Origin of the sequence: Casimicrobium huifangae (assembly GCF_009746125.1) — a bacterium.
In the GTDB taxonomy this organism is placed as follows: Bacteria; Pseudomonadota; Gammaproteobacteria; order Burkholderiales; family Casimicrobiaceae; genus Casimicrobium; species Casimicrobium huifangae.
The window spans coordinates 2658216-2681888 of sequence record NZ_CP041352.1 but is presented as its reverse complement, the minus strand read 5'-3'; the positions used below and the strand labels follow the sequence as shown (position 1 = coordinate 2681888).

The 23673-nt window shown below is 63.1% G+C and carries 18 protein-coding genes; 9 read left to right on the top strand and 9 right to left on the bottom strand.

Going from position 1 to position 23673, the window contains the following annotated elements:
• The first annotated feature begins 28 nt into the window (after window positions 1-28).
• Genes FKL89_RS12115 through FKL89_RS12105 form a run of 3 tightly spaced genes read left to right on the top strand, consistent with a single transcriptional unit; the run spans window position 29 to window position 4270 of the window.
• Window positions 29-1270 carry a cell division protein ZipA C-terminal FtsZ-binding domain-containing protein gene (locus FKL89_RS12115; RefSeq protein ID WP_156862996.1) on the top strand — a complete coding sequence of 414 codons (1242 nt, stop codon included), beginning with the start codon at window positions 29-31 and terminating at the stop codon, window positions 1268-1270.
• A gap of 13 nt (window positions 1271-1283) precedes the next feature.
• Entirely contained in the window at window positions 1284-3341 is a 2058-nt protein-coding gene (gene ligA, locus FKL89_RS12110; RefSeq protein WP_181955194.1) for an NAD-dependent DNA ligase LigA, read from the top strand.
• Window positions 3342-3352: 11 nt separating this feature from the next.
• Window positions 3353-4270, top strand: coding sequence for a UTP--glucose-1-phosphate uridylyltransferase (locus FKL89_RS12105; RefSeq protein WP_156862994.1), 918 nt, complete (start codon window positions 3353-3355; stop codon window positions 4268-4270).
• A 103-nt stretch (window positions 4271-4373) separates the two neighbouring features.
• Here FKL89_RS12105 and FKL89_RS12100 read toward each other — a convergent pair whose 3' ends face one another.
• The 5 genes from FKL89_RS12100 to FKL89_RS12080 form a co-directional block, all read right to left on the bottom strand.
• Window positions 4374-5576, bottom strand: coding sequence for an ABC transporter permease (locus tag FKL89_RS12100; RefSeq protein ID WP_156862993.1), 1203 nt, complete (start codon window positions 5574-5576; stop codon window positions 4374-4376).
• A complete protein-coding gene (locus FKL89_RS12095; RefSeq protein ID WP_156862992.1) occupies window positions 5573-6352 on the bottom strand; it encodes an ABC transporter ATP-binding protein in 780 nt (259 codons plus the stop codon). Before FKL89_RS12095 ends, FKL89_RS12100 begins: the two co-directional genes overlap by 4 nt.
• Window positions 6349-7866, bottom strand: coding sequence for an alpha/beta fold hydrolase (locus tag FKL89_RS12090; protein ID WP_156862991.1), 1518 nt, complete (start codon window positions 7864-7866; stop codon window positions 6349-6351). Before FKL89_RS12090 ends, FKL89_RS12095 begins: the two co-directional genes overlap by 4 nt.
• A 110-nt stretch (window positions 7867-7976) precedes the next feature.
• The gene (locus tag FKL89_RS12085) at window positions 7977-8477 is read right to left on the bottom strand and encodes a hypothetical protein (protein WP_156862990.1); all 501 of its coding nucleotides are present in this window, start codon (window positions 8475-8477) and stop codon (window positions 7977-7979) included.
• 228 nt (window positions 8478-8705) lie between these two features.
• Complete coding sequence (locus tag FKL89_RS12080) at window positions 8706-11240, bottom strand: penicillin acylase family protein (RefSeq protein WP_162527503.1); 2535 nt, start codon at window positions 11238-11240, stop codon at window positions 8706-8708.
• A 111-nt stretch (window positions 11241-11351) separates the two neighbouring features.
• Here FKL89_RS12080 and clpB point away from each other — a divergent pair, with 111 nt between their 5' ends.
• Entirely contained in the window at window positions 11352-13931 is a 2580-nt protein-coding gene (gene clpB / locus FKL89_RS12075; RefSeq protein WP_156862988.1) for an ATP-dependent chaperone ClpB, read from the top strand.
• 139 nt (window positions 13932-14070) lie between these two features.
• On the top strand, window positions 14071-14622 hold the full coding sequence (gene aac(6') / locus FKL89_RS12070; protein ID WP_156862987.1) for an aminoglycoside 6'-N-acetyltransferase: 552 nt from the start codon (window positions 14071-14073) through the stop codon (window positions 14620-14622).
• A gap of 73 nt (window positions 14623-14695) precedes the next feature.
• Here the strand turns inward: aac(6') and FKL89_RS12065 are convergent, their stop codons facing one another.
• The 3 genes from FKL89_RS12065 to FKL89_RS12055 form a co-directional block, all read right to left on the bottom strand.
• Complete coding sequence (locus FKL89_RS12065; protein ID WP_156862986.1) at window positions 14696-15148, bottom strand: hypothetical protein; 453 nt, start codon at window positions 15146-15148, stop codon at window positions 14696-14698.
• 517 nt (window positions 15149-15665) lie between these two features.
• Window positions 15666-17420, bottom strand: a complete 1755-nt coding sequence (locus FKL89_RS12060; protein ID WP_156862985.1) for an NAD-binding protein — start codon at window positions 17418-17420, stop codon at window positions 15666-15668.
• A 32-nt stretch (window positions 17421-17452) separates the two neighbouring features.
• A complete protein-coding gene (locus tag FKL89_RS12055; RefSeq protein WP_156862984.1) occupies window positions 17453-17836 on the bottom strand; it encodes a DUF6394 family protein in 384 nt (127 codons plus the stop codon).
• A gap of 457 nt (window positions 17837-18293) precedes the next feature.
• On the opposite strand from FKL89_RS12055, the gene FKL89_RS12050 reads away from it, so the two are divergent.
• The gene (locus tag FKL89_RS12050; RefSeq protein ID WP_156862983.1) at window positions 18294-19328 is read left to right on the top strand and encodes a hypothetical protein; all 1035 of its coding nucleotides are present in this window, start codon (window positions 18294-18296) and stop codon (window positions 19326-19328) included.
• Window positions 19329-19890: 562 nt separating this feature from the next.
• On the opposite strand, the gene FKL89_RS12045 is transcribed toward FKL89_RS12050, so the two are convergent.
• Window positions 19891-20424: a phasin family protein gene (locus FKL89_RS12045; protein ID WP_156862982.1), complete on the bottom strand. Its 534-nt coding sequence runs from the start codon at window positions 20422-20424 to the stop codon at window positions 19891-19893.
• A gap of 262 nt (window positions 20425-20686) precedes the next feature.
• Between FKL89_RS12045 and phaR the strand changes: the two genes are divergently transcribed.
• From phaR to FKL89_RS12030, 3 genes are all read left to right on the top strand, one after another.
• Window positions 20687-21292: a polyhydroxyalkanoate synthesis repressor PhaR gene (gene phaR, locus FKL89_RS12040; RefSeq protein ID WP_156862981.1), complete on the top strand. Its 606-nt coding sequence runs from the start codon at window positions 20687-20689 to the stop codon at window positions 21290-21292.
• Window positions 21293-21471: 179 nt separating this feature from the next.
• Window positions 21472-22854, top strand: a complete 1383-nt coding sequence (rimO, locus tag FKL89_RS12035) for a 30S ribosomal protein S12 methylthiotransferase RimO (RefSeq protein WP_156862980.1) — start codon at window positions 21472-21474, stop codon at window positions 22852-22854.
• A gap of 81 nt (window positions 22855-22935) precedes the next feature.
• Window positions 22936-23634 carry a DUF2711 family protein gene (locus FKL89_RS12030; protein ID WP_156862979.1) on the top strand — a complete coding sequence of 233 codons (699 nt, stop codon included), beginning with the start codon at window positions 22936-22938 and terminating at the stop codon, window positions 23632-23634.
• The last annotated feature ends 39 nt before the right edge of the window (window positions 23635-23673 follow it).

The window sequence follows — 23673 nt, the reverse complement described above, 5'->3', positions numbered from 1 at the left end:
CGAACCGCTGCAGTCAGGGAGCGCGACGTTGAATTCGCTGCAAATCGGTCTGATCGCCATCGGCGCTTTTGTCGTGGCATTGTTGTTCGTCTGGCACTGGTGGCAGACCAGACGGCTCGGGCGTCGTGACCAGAGCGCAAAACCTGATCTGTCAAGTTCGCGCGGCACGAGAGAGGACGATGGAGCCCCGCTCTTGACTGACGTCGAGGAGCCGGCAATAACTGCCCCACGCGCCACGCTGCCTGGACGAGCGGAGCCGACGCTGGATCCGGCGGTTGCGCAGGCATGGGAGCCCCGCGTCCGCCTGGAACCGGATGATCCGCCGACCGCGATCGAGCCAGAGGAGCTGCCGCCGGATACGGGGGTAGCTGCAGACACGCCGCCTCCCGCAAGTTCCGGGGTTACCCAGCACAGTGGAGAGGCAGAACCCGCCGCTGCGCCGCGTACGCGTCTGCAATCCGAGTGGCCGTTCGACGAGCGCCTGCACGTGCACGCCTCGGTCGTCAATCTGACCGGCGGCCCGTTTGATGCCGCTCCCTTTGTGGCGGCGGCGGGTCGCGCAACGGCGTGGGTGCGACTGTTCCGGCAAAGCCCGTGGGACATGTTTGATCCAATGCACGTCGGCTCGGTGCAGCAGCTGGTGCTGGCACTGCCGCTGGCGTCACGGGCGGGTCCGATTGAGGCTTCCGATATTGATGCCTGGCGTTTTGCATTGACTGAGCTGGCCACGGCGCAAGGTGCCGAGGCGCAGTTTCATGGCTTTCGCGACGGCCCTGCGCGCGCGGTTGAACTCGACAGCTTCCTTGCCGCTGTGGACATCATTCCGGCCGCCTATCTGGTCAAGAAGGATGGTGGCCAGTGGCCCGGCACCAAGCTGCGCGGCACCCTGGAGGCCAATGGCTTCCGCCTGCAGTCAGATGGCCGCTTTGCCTACCATGAGGTTGAATCCGACGCGGTGATCTTTCACGCGGTTGATGGCTTCGAGCGGCCGTTCACGCCCGAGCGGTTGCGAACTGAAAACATCGCTGCGCTGCGCTGCGTGCTGGAGCCGGTGCGGCTGACACAGCCGCTGGCTCGGTTCGACGTTTTCCGGCAGAGCCTGCGAGCGCTGTCAAAGCTGCTGGGCGCCGATCTCAAGACCAGCGAAGGTGCAGCGCTCGACGAGGCTGAATTCGCAGCGATGCGCGACGAAGTGAAGACCGCAATGGATGCGCTGGCTGGCGCCGGCATCGAGCCGGGCTCGGACACTGCACGCTCACTGTTTGGCTGAGCAGGGCGCTGCCATGTTCGCCGCCGAAGCCGATTTCAAGCGCGCGCAGACGTTGCGCGAGCAACTTGTCGAGGCGAACCACCAGTATTACGTCGCGCTCAACCCGGACCCAGCGAAAAGCATCACCGACGCCGAGTACGACCGCTTGTTTCGTGAGCTGCAGGCGCTGGAGGCGCAGTTCCCGGAGTTGCAGACGCCGGATTCGCCGACGTTGCGCGTGGGGGGCAAGGCGCTCGATGCGTTTCCGACGGTGCGCCACGCGGTGCCGATGCTGTCGATCCGCACCGAGACCGACACCACGGTCACAGGCGCGATGGCGTTTGACGCGCGGGTGCGCCGCGAGCTGAAACTGACCGAGAGCGATCCGCCGGTGGACTATTTCGCCGAGCTCAAGTTCGACGGCCTCGCGCTCTCGCTGCGCTACGAAAATGGCTTGCTCGTGCGCGCGGCCACGCGTGGCGACGGCGAGATCGGTGAAGAGGTCACCGAGAACGCTCGAACCATCAAAAATGTGCCGCTGCGCTTGCGCACCGACTCCCCTCCGCCGGTGCTCGAAGTGCGTGGCGAGGCGCTGATGACGCGGGCCGACTTTGATCGCTACAACGAGAAGCAACGTGCGGCGGGGTTGCCGACGCTGGTCAACCCGCGCAATGGCGCGGCGGGCAGCATCCGTCAGCTAGATCCCAAGCTCGCTGCACAACGGCCACTGACGTTTTTCGCGTATGGCCTGGGCGAAGTGCAGGGTTGGGATTTGCCGCCCACACAGGCGGGTGTGCTCGATGCGCTGGCCGCGCTGGGGCTGCCGGTGAATGACCGCCGCCGCGTGGTGCAAGGCGCCGACGCCCTCGCGGCCTTTCACACCGAGGTTGGCGCCGCCCGTGACGGCCTGGGCTTCGATATCGACGGCGTCGTCTACAAGGTCAATCGCCGTGACTGGCAGGAGCAGCTTGGCTTCGTGACCAGAGAGCCGCGCTGGGCTGTTGCCCACAAGTTTCCTGCGCAGGAGGAGACGACTAAAGTGCTGGCGATCGAGGTGCAGGTTGGGCGTACCGGCGCGATCACCCCGGTGGCCCGGCTGGAACCGGTGTTCGTGGGTGGTGTAACGGTATCGAATGCCACGTTGCATAACCTCGACGAAGTGCGGCGCAAGGACGTGCGCGTGGGCGACACCGTGGTCGTGCGCCGTGCGGGCGACGTGATTCCCGAAGTGGTTCGCGCAGTCGTTGAACAGCGGCCCGCGGATACGGTCGAATTCGAGCTGCCCACGCAATGCCCCGAATGCAACTCGGTGGTCGAGCGGCCTGAGGGTGAAGCCATTGCGCGCTGCACCGGCGGCATGATCTGCCCGGCGCAACGTAAAGGCATGTTGCTGCATTTTGCGCAGCGGCGTGCACTGGACATTGAGGGCTTGGGCGACAAACTGGTGGAGCAACTGGTTGACGGCAATCTGGTGCATGAAGCGGCGGACCTTTTTGGTCTTACGCGCGAGCAGCTTGCGGCGCTCGACCGCATGGGTGAAAAATCTGCGACCAGTATCGTGAGTGCGCTGGCGACAGCACGCAAGGCCGAGCTGCACCGCTTCATTTTCGCGCTGGGTATCCGTCACGTTGGCGAGACCACGGCGAAGGATCTCGCGCGCCACTTCGGTTCCATCGAGGCGCTGATGGCTGCTGATGAAAATGCGCTGCTTGCCGTGCGTGACGTGGGGCCAATTGTTGCTGCCAGCATCGCGCATTTCTTCGCCAACGAGAAGAACCGCAACGCAGTCGGGCGCCTGCTCGCCTGCGGCTTCGAGTTCGCCCCGGTGGCGACACCGGTGGCCGCGAGCGCTGACAGTCCGATCGCAGGCAAGACGTTCGTGCTGACCGGTACGCTGCCCACGCTCAAGCGCGACGAAGCGAAAGCGATGATCGAAGCGGCCGGCGGCAAGGTCTCTGGCTCGGTGTCCAAAAAGACGCACTACGTCGTTGCGGGCGCGGAAGCTGGCAGCAAGCTTGACGACGCGCAGAAGCTTGGCATCCCGGTGCTGCAAGAATCCGAATTTCTTGATCTCATCAAATCCTCGACCTGAATTTGCCCGCGATGACTCAAATCCGTAAAGCTGTCTTCCCCGTCGCCGGTCTCGGCACCCGCTTTTTGCCTGCCACCAAGGCGATGCCGAAAGAGATGCTGACTGTCGTCGACAAGCCGCTGATCCAGTACGCCGTGGAAGAAGCGGCGGCGGCGGGTATCACCGACATGATCTTTGTGACCGGCCGCAACAAGCGCGCCATCGAGGATCACTTTGACCGCGCCTACGAGCTGGAGAACGAGCTGGAACGCGCTGGCAAGCAGGCGCTGCTCGACGAGCTGCAGGCGTCAATTCCGTCCAACATCAATTGCATCTTTCTGCGCCAGGGCGATGCGCTCGGCCTGGGCCATGCGGTGCTCTGCGCGCAGCCCGTGGTCGGTGATGAACCGTTCGCAGTGATCCTCGCCGATGAGCTGATTCGAGCCACCGACAGCGGCCCCGGTGCGCGCGGCTCCACGGCGCAGCTCGCCGATGTCTACACGCGGCTGTGCGGCGCCGGTAACGGTGGCGGTGGCGTGATCGGCGTCAACTACATGCCGGGCGATTCGATCCAGCGTTACGGTGCCATCAAGATCGCCGATACCGTCAAACATCCCGACGGCGACGCCATGCGTCTGGCCGCGTTCGTCGAGAAGCCGAAACCCGCCGAGGCGCCCTCGCAGTTCGGCGCCATCGGCCGCTATGTCCTGCCGGCATCCATCTTCGCGCATCTCAAGCAGATCAAGCGCGGCAGTGGCGGCGAGATTCAACTCACGGACGCCATCGCCACCCTGGCGGCGGTCGAACCTGTCTACGCGGTGGAAACGGTGGGCCGTCGATATGACTGCGGTACCAAGCTTGGCTATCTCGAAGCCACCGTGAAACTCGGGCTCGAACGTCCAGAGTTCAGCGCGGAATTTGCGGCGATCCTGAAACAGCTTTCGCTGTAAAGCCCAATATCAACGCGGCTTACAGGCAGCTTCAGCCAGAACTCGACTATCGATGGTTTCTGCTTTCAAGCCCAATTGAAACGGGCTTTTCAGTCAAAAGCTGTCACTTTCCAGCAAGCATTTTTTCGTCGCCGAGCCGGCGGCTGAAGACGAAAAGCGCAACCGCACAGATCGCGGCGGGGATGACGATCATTGCCAGCCAGTCGCTGCTGGTGATGGTCTCTGAGCGCAACACCTTGCTGAGCACGGCGTATTGGCCGTTGACTGGCACCCATTTGTCCCACCACGGCGCCTTGGTCTGACGGAAGAAGCTCATCAGCGGCAAAAGGCCGATCATCGAGACACCGAACTGCAGCGAGCTCTGTGCTTCCTTGGCGGTTTTGCCGGCGGCGCCGAAGGCGAGCAGCACCGCAGGCACCATGAAGGCGAACGGCACCAGCACGGCCATGAAGCCAGCGTACTCACGCAGGCCAAAGCTGAACGGCAATCCAAGGCGGTCAATCGGCACCACCTGCAGCGCCAGCACGAAGCCAAGCAACGATACCGACACCGCGATCAGGTTGACGCCGCTGACGGCCAGCCACTTGCCGATCGTGAGTTCGGGTACTGTGACGGGCGTGGCCAGCAGCGGCTCCAGTGTCTGCCGTTCGCGCTCGCCCGCCGTGACGTCAAGCGCGGCAGCGATGGCGCCCATCAGGCCGGCGAAGAGCGCGTAAAAGCTCATGATCTGCAACATCCGTGAACCTTTTTGCTCCGCCGTGGCGAGATCAAGGTCGTCGAGTTGCACTGGCCGGGCGACCTGCGGGGCGACGCCGCGCAGAATCAGTCGTTCGTTGCCCACGTATTCCGCCCAGCTGCGCACCGCGCGAGCCAGCCGGCTGGCCACCGGTGCCGAACGGTCGCGGCTCGATTCGGTGACCAGGGTGATGCGCGCGGCACGACCGCTGGCATAGGCGGCGGCGAAGTCTGGATCAATCACCAGCACAGCATCGAGATCTCCGGATTTGACCCGCGCTTCGTAATCCGCCGGATCGGCCTCGACCTTGATGCCGCCGCGCTCCAGAAAGCGCACCAGATCGGGCGCGAATTGGGCGTTGACAATCGGTGCGGTGACTTTTTCGATGCGCTCGGTGACTGATTGCGCGACGAAGTAAATCATCCCCACCACCAGCGGGCCGGAGATTGCGACTGCGAACAGTCCCCAGAAGATGCTCTTGCGGTCGCGCAGCAGATCACTGAACTCTTTGCGTGCGACCAGCAACAGTCGTGTCAGGCTGAACATTGAATTTTGCTTGCTGTTGCTCATGCGAAGAGCCCTTCCTCGCTGCCGATCAGTTTGACGAAGGCGTCTTCCAGCGATGACAGTCCGGTCGCTGCCAGCGCCTCATCGGGCGTACCGTTGAACACCACGGTGCCTTTGTCGATGATCACTACCCGGTCGCAGAGCGCAGCGACCTCCTGCATGATGTGGCTGGAAAACAGCACGCATTTGCCCTTGTCCCGCAGACCACGGATCAAGTCGCGCATGCTGCGGGTGGACATGATGTCGAGACCGTTGGTCGGTTCGTCAAGCAGCACCGTTTGCGGGTCGTGCACCAGCGCGCGGGCGATTGCTACCTTCATGCGCTCACCCTGCGAGAAGCCCTGTGTGGGTCGGTCAGCGAGAGCATGCAGACCAAGCTCGTCGATCAGCGTGTCGGCGCGCTGCCGTGCTTCGCTTTCGGCAAGGCCGTGCAGGCGGCCGAAGTAGGCGATGTTCTCGCGCGCCGTCAGCCGCCAGTAGAGGCCTTTGGCATCGCCCAGCACGCCCAGGCGCCGACGCACTTGCGCACGGCCCTGCGCGATGTCGTGGCCGTCGATGCGGGCGCTGCCGCTGTCGGGGGTCAACAGGGTGGACAGCATGCGCAGCGTGGTGGTCTTGCCGGCACCGTTGGGGCCGAGCAGACCGGTTACCTCGCCATCGCGGGCGACGAAGCTCACATCGTTGACGGCAGTGACGCGACGGGTGGTGGAGCGCAGGGCGAAGGCGGAGCGCCGCTCACGCACTTCAAACTGCTTGCAGAGGGCGGTGACCTCGATCATGGCCTTGCCTCCAGCGGCGACACGTAGAACAGCGGTGGCGGCAGCTTCAGATCGGCTTCGCAGTTGTCCTTTGCTGCAGCGATGTCACCCGCCTCGACGAACTTGACGATCACGCGGCGCAGGCAGGGTAGCGGCGACACGATGTGGCCCGAGTTCGGTACAACGATGTGTCTGCTGCGCGCGAGTGTTTTCGCGGCCAGTTCGGCTTGTGCAGGCGGCGTCACCGGGTCCGCGGCGCCTGAGAGCAGGAGGACAGGTGCATCGCCGGTGGTGGGTTCAAAGAATTCCGGTGCGACCTTGCCGTGCGGCAAGTCCTTGCAGAAGCTGTAGAACAGATCGGTCAGCGCCTGAAAACGCGGATTGGGCGCCGGGCTGCGGCCCAGCATGTCCTCGGCGCACATCACCGCGAAGCGCTGCGCCACGGCAATATCACCCTCCGTTATTGAGCTGGCCGCCAGTGTGCTGAGTAAGGGGGCGAAGTTACTCTGCGCTGCCTGACCCAGTAGCGCTGGAATCAATCGCGCGCTCTCCGGCTTGTAGAGCAGGGGCCACAGCAGCGACATCAGCTTGCGGTCGCTCATCACGCCCTGTAGTGGCTTGCCGGTGGCCGGATGCGGCAGGCTGACCGTCGGCGGTTTGCTGCGCAGCTCAGCCAGCAGGCGGTCAAACGCTGCGAGCGCATTGGGGTAGGCCTTGTTGCAGCCCTTGGATGCAGTGCAGGCAGCGAGCACGGCGCGCAATTGCGCCTCCGACGTCGCCAGCGCATCGTCCGGCAGCCGCAGGGTGGTGGGCGCAACGCCATCGAGAACAGCCGTACGGATGCTCGCCGGGTGGCGCTTCAGGTAGCGTAGCGCCACGCGCGAACCATAGCTCCCCCCCCAGACGTTGATACGCACGTGTCCCAGCGCCTTGCGCACTGCTTCCAGATCATCGATGTAGTCGTCGGTGCGATGCGCTGCCGGGTTGCCTTGCAGCGTTGCCAGGCAACCCGCCCACTCCGCACGCTCGGCCCCGTCGGCCGTCGAGAAGGCTGCGGTGATCGGGTCGGCTTTCGAGGTGTCGGCCGAAGGCGATTTGCAGGTCAGCGTTTTGCTTTTGCCCGTGCCACGCTGGTCAACCAGCACGATGTCGCGCTTCTTGCGCAAATCCGACAGTGCCGCCACCAGCGGCCCGATGTCACTGGCTGCCTGCCCGGGACCACCGGCGAAGAAGTACACCGGATCGGGCTCGGCCTTTCGCGCCAGCGCTGGCAGCACGGCGACGTGAATGCGGATCGTCTTGTCCGCATTGACCGCGCTTTCGGGCACCGCGAACTGCGCACAACGTACCGCCGTATCAATGCCACGCAGGCGGCAACTGCTGAATTCAATGGTGGGTGAGGCGGCCGTGGCCGGAGCGGCGATGACGGTGGCAAGTGCCAGCCCGATGATGCGGACGTATGCCGTCCGGCGAATGGGCGCCAAGTGCGGGCTGTCGCTGCCAACTGTTCGCAAGGATGAAAGGGTCTGCTTCATGACTGCAAAGCGTAGCAGTCGAACGCGCTCCGCTCGCGTTGATGTGACCGGTTGCGACCAGTAGCGATGGATGGTGTCTGCCCGGCGCGAGCGGAAACGACTGCGCGGTGCTAGCGGGTATTTTCGGCGGCGCGCCGGACCTCATCGAGGAACTTCTGCCCGGTGCTGGCGCCGAGATGGCGGTCCAGTGTCTGCCGGATTTCGGTGATGGCCTGCCGCAGTTCGCGAGAATCGCGGCAACGCTCGATGCGTGCTGTCATCGTGTCAGCGCCCGGGCCGAGAAGTTCATGCAGCATGCGCACGGCCGTGCGCCGCACGGCCTGCACCTGCGCCTCGGTGGGCTCGGGGGCAGTGTCGGCCGCTGCGGTTTGTGCCATCTGGGCGGCGACACTAACGCCGCTGTCGGACGCGATCAGAGCCTGGGACTCGAGCTCTGCAATCAGAAAATCGATCTCCGAACCGCGCACAAACGTGGCGAGCCTTGAGACCGGCGTATTGCCGTCGATCAGGATCAGCAGGCGGCGCAGCTCGGCACGCAGCCCCAGGTCGCGTGTTTGCACTTCATGCATGCCGGCGTCAGTTTTTCGGTAGACAGTATTTGGATTGAGCATGCCAGCCTCCCGGCGAACCCCTCTGAAACGCATCTTTTCGCCCGACTTTCCTGCAATGCTCCGGTTGCACGCGGCATGAAGTGTCGGCTGCGATGTCGAGGGACCACACGGTGTCAGTCTTTTTACAAGTTAAGCACAAATTGCATATGGTTGGGAAGAATAGCGCCGCACCGCAGGCGGCTGACAGATGCCGGCGATGATGCAGGTGGCAAACTTCCGTGGCGAAGCTCAGGGAGCGCTGCCGCGAAGGGATATTTGCCCTGCGACCTGAGGGTGCCCAAGGTCGATGTACGCCCCGGCGCCGCCCGAGCCCCAGCGCCGCGCCAGATCGCGATAGTGCGGCGAGAATGGATTGCCCGATTGTCCCGTGGAATAGATGATGGTGGCCGCATTGGCGTCGGCCACCGACAGGTCATACACGGCGCGCAGGCTGGCCGCGAATTCATTGGCGAAGGGATCCGGGTCGCGCCCGCGCACCTTGCCGACCATCACCGAATAGGTGTCGCCGCTCGTCGGCGTGCGGATCTCGAACAGCTCCTTGAGCACTGGGACGTTGGAGAACGGCCGATGCTCGCTGCGCGCGAAGTGGGTGGTATCCCAGCGCCAGGTGTTGACGTCCTTGCCGTGAGTGGCCTGCAGCGCGTCCAGCGCAGCGTCGAATGCGGCAGCGACGACGTCATCGCAGCTCTCTTTGGCGGGTGTGGTGCTGTCGTCGCACCAGTAGGCGTCGTTGCGTGCAAGTACGCCGTTCAGTGCAGTGCGGAAATCGCGGCGGCCGAAGATCGCGTTGAACAGCGTTTTCCCCATGTCGTCGGCAAAGGCGCGGCGAGTCGTCTCGCGGGCCCAGCTCCAGTAGACCAATGTAGCAACAGCCGGGTCGTATTGCGAACTGGTCAGCGGCTCTTTCTCGAAATGCTTCAGCGCACGCAGGGCATCGGCAGCCAGCGGGTGCTTTGATGTGATTTTTGGCAACCACTTCAAGAGCGGCATGTCATGCGTGTGCTTCAGGTCGTGCTGGATTTCGCGCAGGCTTTGCGCATCGTGCTTCGGCCTGGCAGCGAGCAGCTCCTCGATGCGCTGCTTGCGACCCGCGTGCGCCCATTCGCCGCTCAGATAGTGCGGATAGTTGTCGCCGTGAATGCGCTGGTTGGCGGTGGCCAGGAAGCTGTCTACTGACTGCTGTGGCAATTTTTCGTAAGGCAGATAGCCAGACCAGTCGTACTTCGCGTCCCAGCCAGGTACCGGCGCGATGCCGTTGATGTCGTTCTCCGGCTTGCGAACGGGTACCCGACCCGCGGCGATGAATGCGGTGTTGCCCTGAGTGTCGGCCATCACCACGTTCTGCTGTGGGGCGACGTGGTGACGCAGCGCTTCCTTGAGTTCGGCGACGGTCTGCGCCTTGTTCATGGCGGGGGCCGCCAGCACGCTCAGGTTATCGGCGTCGAGCGCGGTCCAGCGCAGCGCGACAGCGAACTTCTTGCTATCGATGGCGGCGGCGAGCGGCGCGTTGACATCGGAAATGATCGGCCCGTGGCGTGACTCGCGCACGGTGATCTGTGCGTCCGCTTCGCCCTTGACCTTGAAGGTTTCGCTGCGTGTGGCAAGCTTTTGCCAGCCGTCGGGCGTGCGCGCTTCGCCGCGTTCGTTGATCTCCTCGATGTAGAGGTCTTGCACGTCGGGGCCGGTGTTGGTGAAGCCCCACGCCACGCCTTTGGTACGGCCGAGAATCACGGACGGCGCACCGGGCAGCGTGGCGCCGCTCACCTCGATGCCGGGCGCCCTCTGCCGCGTGAAATACCAGATTGCAGGGGCTGCCAGCGAGAGATGCGGATCGTTGGCCAGCAGCGGCTTGCCGCTGGTCGTACGACTGCCGTTGACGACCCAGTTGTTGGAGCCAATACCTTCGATGCCGGCAGAGAGGAACTGCCAGACATCTCCCTCTCCCCTCGTGGGAGAGGGTTGGGGAGACGGGGATGACTGCGTTGCCAAGGCCACGGTCCCCCTCTCCCCTGGCCCCTCTCCCACAGGGGGCGAGGGGAACTCATTCGTCGCGAGCCCGTTGCGGATAATTCCCAGCGCCTTGTACATCGCCACATAGTCCGCATGCGGCGGCAGCTTGTCGCCCGGCTGTGCGGGGAGCAGTTCGTCGATTCTTGAAACCGGCATCTTCGCCGCCATCTGCAATCGGAGCAATTCGTTGCTCCAGTTGCCGCCGAGGTCATAGGCCATCATGATCGCCCAGGCCAGCGTGTCGGCGGGTTCCCAGGTGCCCGGTTGCACGCCGAGAATCACAAATTCCGGCGGGCGCACGGTCATCGCTTCGCGCACGTAGCTGTTCACGCCATCAGCATAAGCCTGCAGCAGATCGCGCGTCTCTGCCGGCAGCCGCTCAAGCTGCGCGCGCGCGGCACGATGCACACCCAGCGTGCGCAGGAAGCGGTCGGTATCGAGCGCCTTCGGCCCGAGTATTTCGGCCAGTTCGCCGCGACCGATGCGGCGATGCATTTCGAGCTGCCAGAGCCGGTCGCGCGCGTGCATGAAGCCGACGGCGAACGACAGATCGCGCTCTGATTTCGCTTCGATGGCAGGGATGCCGTCGCCGTCAATGCTGATGGCGGTGTCACCAATCTTGCCGGCGGCGGGGCTGAGAGCGTGCTGTGCAGTGTTCGCCGGAACGCTGCGCCATACATAGATGCCAGCGACGCCGGCAGCCAGCGCTACAAGACCGATCAGCCCGAGCAATATCCGTTTCAGCCAGCGCACATGTCCCCCTAATGTCGGTATGTCAAATTGTCCTGTTTGATGCTGATCAGTTGAATCGCCGCAGCTAATCCCTACATTGCCTACAGACAATTACATACCGAGGGACGCCCCATGCGTTTCGACAAACTCACCACCAAGTTCCAGCAGGCATTTGCCGAAGCGCAGTCTATCGCGCTCGGTCTCGATGCCACCCAGATCGAACCACAACATCTGCTCATGGCTCTGCTTGAGCAGGAAGACGGCGGCACCAAGTCGTTGCTGCAGCGCGCGGGCGTCAACACCGCCAAGCTCGAACGCGACCTCAAGGCCGCCATCGAGCGCCTGCCGCGGCAGCAGGGCGGCGACGGCAACATATCAATTGGCCGCGACCTCAATGGACTGCTCAACCTGACCGACAAGGAAGCCACCAAGCGTGGCGACCAGTTCATCGCCAGCGAGCTGTTTCTGCTTGCACTGGCAGGCGACAAGAGCGAGACCGGCCGCATCTTCAAGGACGCTGGCGCCACTAGCAAGACGCTGGAAGCGGCGATCACCGCCGTGCGCGGCGACAGCGGCGTTGACTCGCAGGAGGCCGAAGGCCAGCGCCAGTCGCTGGAGAAATATTGCATCGACCTCACGGCGCGTGCCCGCTCCGGCAAGCTCGACCCGGTGATCGGCCGTGACGACGAGATTCGCCGCGTGGTGCAGGTGCTGCAACGCCGCACCAAGAACAACCCGGTGCTGATCGGCGAACCCGGTGTCGGCAAGACGGCCATCGTCGAAGGCCTCGCGCAGCGCATCGTCAACGGCGAGGTGCCGGAAGGGCTCAAGAACAAGCGTGTGCTGTCGCTCGACTTCGCGGCGCTGCTGGCCGGCGCGAAGTATCGCGGTGAGTTCGAGGAACGGCTCAAGGCAGTACTCAAGGATCTGGCCAAAGACGAAGGGCAGACCATCGTCTTCATCGACGAGCTGCACACCATGGTCGGCGCCGGCAAGGCCGAGGGCGCGATGGACGCCGGCAACATGCTGAAGCCGGCGCTGGCACGCGGCGAGCTGCATTGCGTGGGCGCCACGACGCTCGATGAATACCGCAAGTACATCGAGAAGGATGCCGCGCTTGAGCGCCGCTTTCAGAAGGTGCTGGTGGGCGAGCCGTCGGTGGAATCCACTATCGCCATCCTGCGCGGTTTGCAGGAGAAGTATGAAGTCCACCACGGCGTTGACATCACTGACCCGGCCATCGTTGCCGCAGCCGAGCTCTCGCATCGCTACATCACGGACCGCTTCCTGCCTGACAAGGCGATCGACCTGATCGACGAGGCGGCAAGCCGCATCAAGATGGAGATCGACTCCAAACCCGAGGTGATGGACAAGCTGGATCGTCGCATCATCCAGTTGAAGATCGAGCGCGAGGCGGTGAAGAAAGAAACCGACGACGCGTCGAAGAAACGCCTCGCCCTGCTGGAGGAAGAAATCCAGAAACTCGAGCGTGAATACGCCGACTTCGACGAAGTGCTGCGCGGTGAAAAAGCCGCCGTGCAGGGCTCTCAGGGCGTGAAAGAGCAGATCGAAAAGCTCAAGCTCGAAATGGATGAAGCGCGCCGTCGTGGTGACTTCGCGCGCATGTCCGAAATCCAGTACGGCAAGCTGCCGGAACTGGAAGCGAAGCTCAAGGAAGCCGAATCCGGCAAGGGCGAGGGCAAGACGGCCAAACCGCGCCTGCTGCGCACCTCGGTAGGCGCTGAAGAGATCGCCGAGGTGGTGTCACGCGCCACTGGCATCCCGGTGTCGAAGATGATGCAGGGCGAACGCGAAAAGCTGCTGCACATCGAAGATGCTCTGCACAAGCGCGTGGTAGGGCAGGATGAAGCGGTGTCGCTGGTGGCCGATGCGATTCGGCGCTCGCGCGCGGGTCTTGCTGATCCGAACAAACCGTACGGTTCGTTCCTGTTCCTCGGCCCGACCGGCGTCGGCAAGACCGAGCTCACCAAGGCGTTGGCGCAGTTCCTCTTCGATAGCGATCAGTCGCTGATCCGCATCGACATGAGCGAATACATGGAGAAGCATTCGGTTGCCCGCCTGATCGGCGCGCCGCCGGGCTACGTGGGCTTTGATGAGGGCGGGCAGCTCACCGAGCAGGTGCGCCGCAAGCCGTACAGCGTGATCCTGTTCGACGAAGTCGAGAAGGCGCATCCGGACGTGTTCAACGTGCTGCTGCAGGCGCTCGACGACGGCCGCATGACGGACGGTCAGGGCCGTACGGTGGACTTCAAGAATACCGTGATCATCATGACCTCGAACCTCGGCGGCCAGAAGATCCAGAGCATGGTGGACGAGCCGAGCGAGCTGATCAAGATCGCGGTGATGGCCGAGGTGAAGAGCCACTTCCGCCCTGAGTTCATCAACCGCATCGACGAGATCGTGGTGTTCCACGCGCTCGGCAAGGACAACATCAAGGGCATCGCAAAAATCCAGTTGCAGCGCCTCGAAGAACGCCTCGCCAAGCTCGACCTCAAGCTCCAGCTCAGCGACGCCGCACTCGACGTGATCTGCGAAGCCGGCTTCGACCCGGTATTCGGCGCCCGTCCGCTCAAGCGCGCGATCCAGCAATCGATTGAGAACCCGCTCTCGAAAGAACTGCTGACCGGCAAGTTTGTTCCTGGCGCGACGGTGAAGGTGAATGCGAAGGGCGGCGAAATAGTGTTTGGCTGATAGCCCTCGTGCAACCGTCGTCCCGGCGAGTGCCGCGACGACGGATTGGTTTGTGCCGTAGCCCGGAGGAGCGCAGCGCGTCAGGGCTGCTTTGTAAAACGCCTTGACGCGCTTCGCTTCCCAAGGCTACAACCGTCACATGCTCCTGACCTCTACCCTCGTCGAACTCCGCCTGATGCGGGAGGAGGATCTGCCAATGCTGCACGAATGGTTGAATCGTCCGCACATTGTCGAGTGGTGGGGGAACGAGCGGCCATCGATGGACGAAGTGCGGGCGAAGTATCTGCCGCGTGTACTTGCGGCTGAACGTGTCACACCTTACATCGCGTTGCTGGATGGCCGGCCTTTTGCCTATGCGCAGTCGTACGTGGCACTTGGCAGTGGCGACGGCTGGTGGGAAGAGGTGACTGATCCCGGTGTGCGCGGTATCGACCAATCCATTGCCGACGAGACGTTGCTCGGCCAAGGCCTGGGCACTCGTCTGGTCCAGGCGCTTGTGCAGCGTCTGTTGCGTGACCCAGCGGTGACCACCGTGCAAACGGACCCAGCACCCGATAATGCTCGCGCAATTCGCTGCTATGAAAAGGCCGGGTTTCGCCGCGTCAAGGATATCGTCACCCCTGACGGGCCTGCCACATACATGCTTTGCGGCCGTCAGGCGCTTGCTGGCAGCGTCAACCCGGCCGCTTGAGCACCTTGACGCCGCGCGCGGTGAGCCGAAGCGCTGCGTCGATCCGGGTTTCGTCGATGCGTTCATGGCGGCTTCACTCGGCAGCAGTGCGCTGCGCGGGCGGTTTGCTGAACGCCGAGCGCACCTCGGGCGCGAGGGACGCCCAGACCGCGTCACTCGATTGTCCCCAGGCGCGTGCCTGTGCGAGCATGCTGCCCACCGATATGCGTGGCGCAGCGCCGAGCAGGCGGCCAAGCGATGCGCGGATCGTAGCTTCGATCTTGCCGGCGATCAGGTCGCTGCGGATCGACTCGGCAACACAGAAGACAAGCAGCGATTGCAGCTCGAAGCGCTGGCTGCCGGTGGCAGTGCGCACCGAACGAATCGCGTTGTTGAGCGTGGCCGCGTCGATCTGCATGGCGTCGATGGTGCTGGCGTAACGGGTGAACGCCTGGCCGCCAATCAGCGAGACGTAAAAATCCAGCGTGCCCATTTGCAGGGTCAAGGCGTCAGCGGCGCTGCCACCCTCGGGAACGAGCTGCACCATGATCTGCGTCGGCGTGACGTTGCAGGCACGGTAGAAGCCGTTGTCAAAGCGGATCAGGTCAGGGCGTGTTCACACTATTTTCGCAAGATGCGTTGCCACGAGACGGCGATGGATGCAAGGAGCACTGCGCCGGCCGTGGTGGTTCCACGGCCAAGCAGGGCGACGCGGCAGACGCGCCGTCTCGTGGCAACCCTTCGGGGCATGTCGTATTTTCGCGCCCGGTGTTGTTGCGAAGTCCTTGTGGTGCTCGCACCACGGCGGCCTTCGCGCCTAACCGTGCATCGAAAATACGACCGCCGCACTCGCAAAAATAGTGTGAACACGCCCTGTGTCATAACTGTTGGCGTCGCGAATGGCGGCGATCTGGTGTGACCAGCTTGAATCAATGCGGAGTGTGTACATGCCTGGCTCCTGATGACATCGTCATTGATGACATACGGAATCAGGATGGCGAAAGCGACACTGCGCCGCTTCTGATTTGCTGATGGAAGTTGCCAGCGACCTTGCAGAAGCAGCGCTAGCTGGCCGATTCATCGGGCCTGCCGACCTGGCTTGCCCGTTGTTGCGCCGCCCGCTCGCGCCGCGCGCGCAGCACGCGGAACAACCATGAGCGCGGTGGTTCCACGCCGCTGCGCGCGTACTCGACAGCGGTGACGTCGCGTATGTATCGGCGTTGCAGCCGCTCGGCGCGATCATCGCCGACAAACAGGATGCGGTCGCCGGGCAACAAGGTCGTTTCCGCCGCCGGCAGCAGCGTGAGGTCGCTGCCGCGCGCGAGCATCAGCGGCAGGCAGGCGAGCGGTTCGTCCGCGACGTAAGGATCTCGCTGCAGCAGGCGCAGCGGCAGCGGACAACCGCCGCTCTGGAAGAACGCGGAGAACATGCCTGGTTGCATCACGTCGCAATGGAAAGTCCAGACCCGTGGTGCGCCGCGCCCCAGCGATTGCTGGATGGACTCGATCACGGCCGCCGCCATATGGCTGCCCTCCGTCGCCACCCGGCGCAGGAAGGTGGCAAGCAGCGGCACCTTGATCAACTGCAGACATTCGTGGACCATGATGTCGGCCTGCACGAAGCGCATGTTGGCGCGTGCAGCGTGGATCAGCACGCTGTCGGCAACGTGGTTTTGCCGGATCACCACATAGATCTTCGGGCTGACGCGGCGGGCGAGCGTGGTGATGGCCAGGTTGGCCGCGTCGTTATCGGTGCCTGCCACCACGACGGCGGCATGGGCGATGTCGGCGCCGCCGAGTGCGCGGTCGGTATCGTCGTCGACGACCAGCTGATGCTGTTCGTCGTCGATCGCGCCTGCGCCCCGGTGGTCGACCGCCCGCCAGGGAATGTGCCGGGCATCGAGCACACGCGCGATGGCGCGGCCGAAGCGGCCGAAGCCGACGATCACCCACGGCCCGGCCGGAATACCCAGGCGGTTGGGGCAGTGCGCGTCCGGTGAGTCGGTCAGCCACTCCTCCAGCCGCAGCACGTCCGGTGCGTCGAGATCGAGCGCGAGGTTGGTGGCGAAGGTCTCGAACGGATTGACCACCTGAATGCCGCCCAGCGCGAGCAGGTTTTGCTGCGCGGTGGCGTCCTTGACGCGGGCGATGATCTGCAGGTCACTGCGCAGCGTGCGGGCGCCGATGGCAATAGTCTGGTTGACATCGTCCCGCGAGGTCATCGCCAGCAGCCCGGCGCATTCGGGGCGATCAATGCCGGCGTCGCGCAGCACATCAGGAAAGCGGGCGTCGGCACACAGCGCGATCAGCGGCTGCGAGACATCCTCGATCACCAGCTTTGCCGCGCGCTCCGGCCGTTGCTCGATGGTCACAATGCGGTAGCCCAGGCGATCAAGCGCCCGCGCGATCTGTGCGGAGCTCTGACCGTATCCGCAGACGATGAAAAAGCGGCTGCCGACGTGGCGCACCCGCCAGGTGAACATGCTGCGGGCAACGGCGGTGCGGAAGGTCATGTCCGACACCAGAGCGAAGATTGAGCCGAGGGTGTAGGTCCAGCCAATCACGGTAAGGTGAATGGTGAGGATCATCCACATGCGCTGCGCATCGCTGAAGGCGTTGGGGATTTCGCCAAAACCGATGGTGGTGGCCGTGTAGCTGACCACGTAGAAGGCGTGAAACAGGCTCATGTACTCGCGCGTGCCATCGGCGCGGACGCCGGGCGTGAGGGCGAGGCCGGACACGGTGACGGCATAGAGCGAGATCAGCACGATCAGCGGCGCCCGCATGCGGCGCAGGATCAGGAAGAGAACGTCACTCATGGGGTGGCGTCTTCAGCGCGCAAGGCCGGGTATCAGCGGCCCTGACGCAAGGTTTCGCCAATCAGCAGGATGATCGAGATGAAGTTGGCGAGCAGGGCGCCGCCGGAGAGCGAAACCACCGTGGATACCGACGGGCCGTCCATCGGCAGCCCCTGGCCGTAGACATGCACCATCCAGAACACTGCGGCGGCGACGAGCTGCAGTGAGGCCACCAGCGAGGTGGCGAGGTGGGTGGCGCCGAGGTGTGTGCGGTCGCCAAACTTGAGCACGGTGGCGATCAGATTGACGGCGACAGCCGCGCCAAGCTCCATCGGGTGGTGCAGTGCGGGTTCGTCAATGTCGCCGATGAAAAAGCCGAAATTGAGTGTGCAGGCGAGGATGATGAAGAAACCGAAGATGACTTTCTCGAGATTCATGGCTTGCCTTTACTCCGGACCTTGCAACGATGATGGCCAGCGCAACTGCGCGGTCAGGAGGAGCATAGCGATACGCGGCGCCGTCTGCGGGCAAGTTGAAAACTGCAGCGGCCCGGCGAGGGTGAGGTGAGGGTGGTACAGCTTTTCTGCACAGCCATCCGGAAAGGCTTTTCGGCAATGGGCCCAAGGCTGTGACGGACGGTCAAAACCCATTGTTTGCGTCAATGTCGACTTACGACCAAATGATGGCTTAAGCCCTTATTGGATAGGCTTTTTCAACAAAAGGTGCTGTTTGCTGGCTCAGATACCGCAGTTGGCTGTGTTGCCTCGCAGGTCCGACAATACGTGACTGGGAAAGTCGCCGGACTCCTGGATTGGCACGAGCTGGACGCTACGGGCGTCTTTCCTTCTGCAGGAGCATTCCTGAACCATCAGCCAGACAGAGCAGAGGCAAGCAATGGCGAAGCGCACACGGGTCAAGACAAACGGTGACGTGACGGCCGGCGGCCGCACGCAGATGAGCGCTCGAGACCGGGCGAAAGCCTGGCTGCTGGCGCACGGCTCGCCGCGCTTCCTGATGTCGATGATGCTGGCCTCGACCATCGGCTGCGGCTTCCTGGCGTCGGTGGCGATGCATCATCTCGGCGTCAATTCACCCAAGTGGCGCTACCCGCTCGCCGTGCTGGCGGCTTGGGCGGTGTTCCTTGGGCTGGTGAGCCTCTGGGTGTGGGCGGTGCGGCGCCAGAATGCGCGCGCCGACGAGCAGGCGTCACGCGCACTGGGCAGCGGCAATCGCCAGCAGGCGCGCAGCGATTCGCGTTCGTCGTTTGACTTGCCGGGTAGCGGCAGTTCCAGCGGATCGGGCGGGTCAGGCAGCTCCGGTTCGTCGTGGGGCGGCGGAGGTGGCGGGCGCTTCGGCGGCGGCGGCAGCAGCGGTTCGTTCGGCGACGCGCCGGCGCAGGGTTTTGCCAGCGGCTTCGCGTCCGGCAGCAATCCGGGCAACGCGATTGGCAGCGCTGATTTCGCGGATTCACTCTCGGTTGCCGATAGTGCGGCGGCAAGCGACGGCGGTGGCCTTCTCGGCGGTGGTTCCGGCGGGTCTGGTGGCGGGGGCAGCTCCGGCGGTGGATCGAGCAGCAGCTGGAGCCTGGGGGACATCGATCTGGGCGACGACGCCGGGGCCTTCATCATTGTCGTCATCGCAGTGATCGTGGTGGCGGCCGCCGTATTCGGCATCGCGTTCTATGCCGTGTACAGCGCGCCCACCTTTTTTGCCGAGCTGCTGATCGACGGCGGTGTGGGCACCTGGCTGTACAAGCGGGCCAACGTGAAGGACGAACCCGACTGGTTGGGCACCGCCGTGCGGCGCACGCTGTGGCCAGTGGCGGCAGCGCTGGTGCTGTTCTGGGCGTTCGGCGGTCTGATCGAGTTCATGGCGCCGGGCGCCACCACCGTCGGGCAGGCCTTGCAGACGACACAGCAGACGCGTTGACAAAGGTGCTGCGTTGGATAGCCGCTACCCGCACCGGCTCGTTTCGGCCCGCTGCTGACGCCACAAAGAAAAAGCCCGCGCGGCAAGCCGGGCGGGCTGGAGGGACTTCGTGACTGCCTGCTCTGGAGGACGGAGGAGGGGCGGCAATCATCGAGTCATCATCACCGAGGACACGTGTAGCGTCTCATGATGAAGGGTGTCGCGGTCCCACCTTGTTGGGTGGGATCGGCACGATCCCCGGGGCTTGTTAACACTGTTTTCACGAGCTGCGTTGCCACGAGGCGGCGATGGATGCAAGGAGCACTGCGCTGGCCGTGGTGGTTCCACGGCCAAGCAGGGCGACGCGGCAGACGCGCCGTCTCGTGGCAACCCTTCGGGGCGTGTCGTATTTTCGCGCCCGGTGTTGTTGCGAAGCCCTTGTGGTGCCCGCACCACGGCGGCCTTCGCGCCTAACCGTGCATCGAAAATACGACCGCCGCACTCGCGAAAACAGTGTTAACAAGCCCCTTCATTGCGGGGCTGCTGCGAGCAGCGCCCCACTTGGAGTTTGTATACGTGCTGATTACTTGCGCTTCGGGGCAGCCTTGGCAGCAGCCTTGACTTGCGAGCCGGCGAACTCAACGCCTTCTTTCGTTGCCTTGGCAACGGTTTCGAAAGCAGCCATCGACGTTTCAACGCCAGCCTTCACAGCAGACAGCGCGTAGTCGGCACCCGGAACGCCTTGCGGGGCGCTCTTGGCCAGCTTGTCGAGGTTCGACACGAAGGTCTTGGCAGCTTCAGCGGCTTGCGCTTCAGCGAACTGCATGGCTTCGGTTTGGGCAGAAGCGATCAGGTCGAGCGCGGCGCGGCCGGTCGTCGTGGCCCAGTCAGCCTTTTCTTCGAGTTGCTTGGCGCGCAGCGGAACGAGGTCCTGCGGAGCCTTGACCGAAGCCAGCGCGTGCAGGTCAGCAGCGGTAGCAGCGGCGAATTCGTTGGCAGCTTTCACGCCGAAGGTCGAAGCCTTGGTGCTGTAAGCAACAGCAGCGTCAACGCCCTTGAGCACGTTGGCGAGGTAAGCACGGTTCATTTCAGCGACTTGTTCGAAAACGGGGATCATGTATTTCTCCTGGATTTGGTTTCGCAGCCGAAATTGCTGCAGCGCACAAAATGAATGTTAGTGATGCTTCACGACCAAGTCAAGACAAATTTGTTGCGACGCAGCAAATTAGAGTCGAAACACCTAGGAATGGTTTGAAACGGCGTGGAACCGCCGTTTTCTGCGGCTGCCGGATCGTGCCGAAAATGGCCGCAAAGCCGCATCCGCATGCGGCTTTGCGCACTGCACTACAATGGCGCACTGCACAAAGAGGATCGTTACGATGGCAACCAAGGCAGGTTTCGGCGCCCGCGCGGCAACAGGAGCGCGCTCCGCAATGCGCATCATCAAAAAGTATCCCAATCGCAGGCTTTATGACACGGCCACCAGCGGCTACATCACGCTGGCGGACGTCAAGCAGATGGTGGTGGAAAACACGCCATTCCAGGTGCGCGATGCCAAGACCAACGAGGAGCTGACTCGCGCGATCCTGCTGCAGATCATTCTTGAAGAGGAAGCGGCCGGTGTGCCGATGTTCTCCAATGAGATGCTGGCGCAGATGATCCGTTTTTACGGTGGTGCCATGCAGGGCGTGGTGGGCGGACTGTTCGAGCAGAACGTGCGCGCCTTCATGGACTTCCAGAAGAAGATGGCGGAGCAGGGCGGCGCCATGTTGGGCGGTACCGGTGGCGATCCGTCCAAGGTGGGCTCGGAGGTCTGGCAGCAGTTCATGCAGATGCAGGCGCCGGCGATGCAGGGCGTGATGGGCAACTACCTCGAGCAATCGAGCAAGATGTTCCTCGACATGCAGCAGAAGATGCAGGAAAGCACCAAGCAGTTCTTCCCCGGTTTTCAGTTCCCCGGATTCCCCGGCGGCGAGAAGAAGTAGCGCGCTCTGCGCGCAGGACGAAAGACGAATGACGGACGCGCTTCGCGCTAGACGAAGCGCTCGCGCCATTGCACGCTGAGATTTCGAGCCTGTGTCGATAGCCCGAAATTGATCGCCAGCCTTTGCGTCATTCGTCCTCCGTCATTGGTCCTCTTTTGGCGCGCATTCCAACCCACACTATGAGCGGCAGCACGTTGCAAACCAAATCATCAGCGCCAAAAGTAGGCTTCGTTTCCCTCGGCTGCCCGAAGGCCCTCGTCGACAGCGAACAGGTGCTCACGCGCCTGAAGGCCGAGGGCTATGCGACCGTTGGCGACTACGCCGATGCCGATCTGGTGGTGGTCAACACCTGCGGCTTCATTGATGACGCGGTCGCCGAATCGCTCGACGCCATTGGTGAGGCGATTGCCGAAAACGGCAAGGTGATCGTCACCGGTTGCCTCGGCGCCAAGCAGGACGGTGACTTCATCCGCAACATCCACCCGAAGGTGCTCGCCGTCACCGGCCCGCATGCGCCGAACGAGGTGATGGACGCGGTACACACGCATCTGCCCAAGCCGCATCACCAGTTCATCGACCTGGTTCCCGACCACGGCGTCAAGCTGACGCCCAAGCACTACGCCTATCTCAAGATCTCGGAAGGCTGCAATCATCGTTGCAGCTTCTGCATCATCCCGTCGATGCGCGGCGACCTCGTCAGCCGACCAATTGGCGAAGTGATGCGCGAGGCCGAGTCGCTGGTGAAATCCGGCGTCAAGGAGCTGCTGGTCATCTCGCAGGACACTTCGGCGTACGGCGTCGACGTCAAATACCGCACCGACTTCGTCAACGGCAAGCCGGTCAAGACGCGCATGCTGGAGTTGGCCGAATCGCTCGGGCAGCTTGGCGTTTGGACGCGCATGCACTACGTGTACCCGTACCCGAGCGTGGACAACGTGATTCCGCTGATGGCGCAGAGCACGCTGGCGAGTGGTGGGCGCGTGTTGCCCTACCTGGATGTGCCGTTCCAGCACGCCAATCCGCGCATCCTGAAGCTCATGAAGCGCCCGGCCAGCGGCGAGAAAAATATCGAGCGCATTCAGGCCTGGCGCGCGGCCTGCCCTGATCTCACCATTCGCTCCACCTTCATCGTCGGCTTCCCCGGCGAGACGGAAGCCGAGTTCGAAGAGCTGCTCGATTTCCTGCGCGAGGCGCAGCTTGATCGCGTTGGCTGCTTCGCGTATTCACCTGTCGAAGGCGCAACGGCGAACGATCTGCCGGATCAACTGCCGGACGAGGTCAAGGAAGAACGCCGCGAGCGCTTCATGGAAGTGCAGGCCGAGATCAGCGAGGCCCGCCTGCGCGCCAAGATCGGCCGCGAGATCGAAGTGATCGTCGACGACGTGCAGGACAACATCGCTGTCGCCCGCTCATGGGCCGACGCCCCGGAGATCGACGGCTTGGTGCACGTGCAGCAGGCAGATTCGCTCAACGTTGGCGACATCGTCAAGGTCACGGTGGTCGAGACGACCGAGCATGACCTGATTGCGGTGTTGCCGGGGTATGAGCGGGACCAAGACTGAGTCGCATTCTGCTGTGAACGTACTGATGCTTGCGACCCGCGTTGTGAATAGTCTTGGAGCACCACGACCCGGACGTCGGCCTTGAACACGCGAGTATTGCCCGACAGGGAACGCTTTGCCTCGTGTCCGGGTGACGGAAGAATTCTCAAGTATTACGAGGGTAAGTTTGATTCGGTCTATGTTTCATTGAGTCCATTTCTCAGACCGATCTCAATTTCACGTGAGACGCTTGAATCGGACGACTCACTCGGTCGCCGTCAAATCGTCGGCGCTTGCGAACCGGTGACGTGGCGAGAGGTTATGCGTCTTGCCGGGCTGCCGTCGCTGTCGGCTGTTGATATCGGCTTGCGTACCCTTAGCCTGGGGCTCAATCCGCAGTATCAGAACAGAGACTACGCGAAACGTATTTCCGAGCTTGCGCTCGCGAATGGCATCGTTGCTCCAGCAGACGGCGAACACTCCGATCTCTTGCACAATCAGGTTCTGCGTCTATTTCAAGAACTTGGCCACAAATGGGTGTGGATCGGCGACGAGTTTTGCACAGAGCGAAAGTTGTACTGGGTCGAGGACTTGCTGACAGAGTCGGTTCAGACGATTCGCGGTCATTGCAACGTATTTTCCCCGGACCAGTCATTGCTTTGGACTGTGCACTGGGAGAGCCACTTCTCTCTCATTTGCTCCTCCAGGGAAAATCTCGACCGTGTCAACGTTGCGGGTAGGTTAGAGGGCTTCCTTTGTACTCCCGGCACCGAGATGTACTGGAGCGTGCACGGAATGTGATCCTTTAGTCCGTTCGGGCCCAACAGCCAGCCGTCAAGG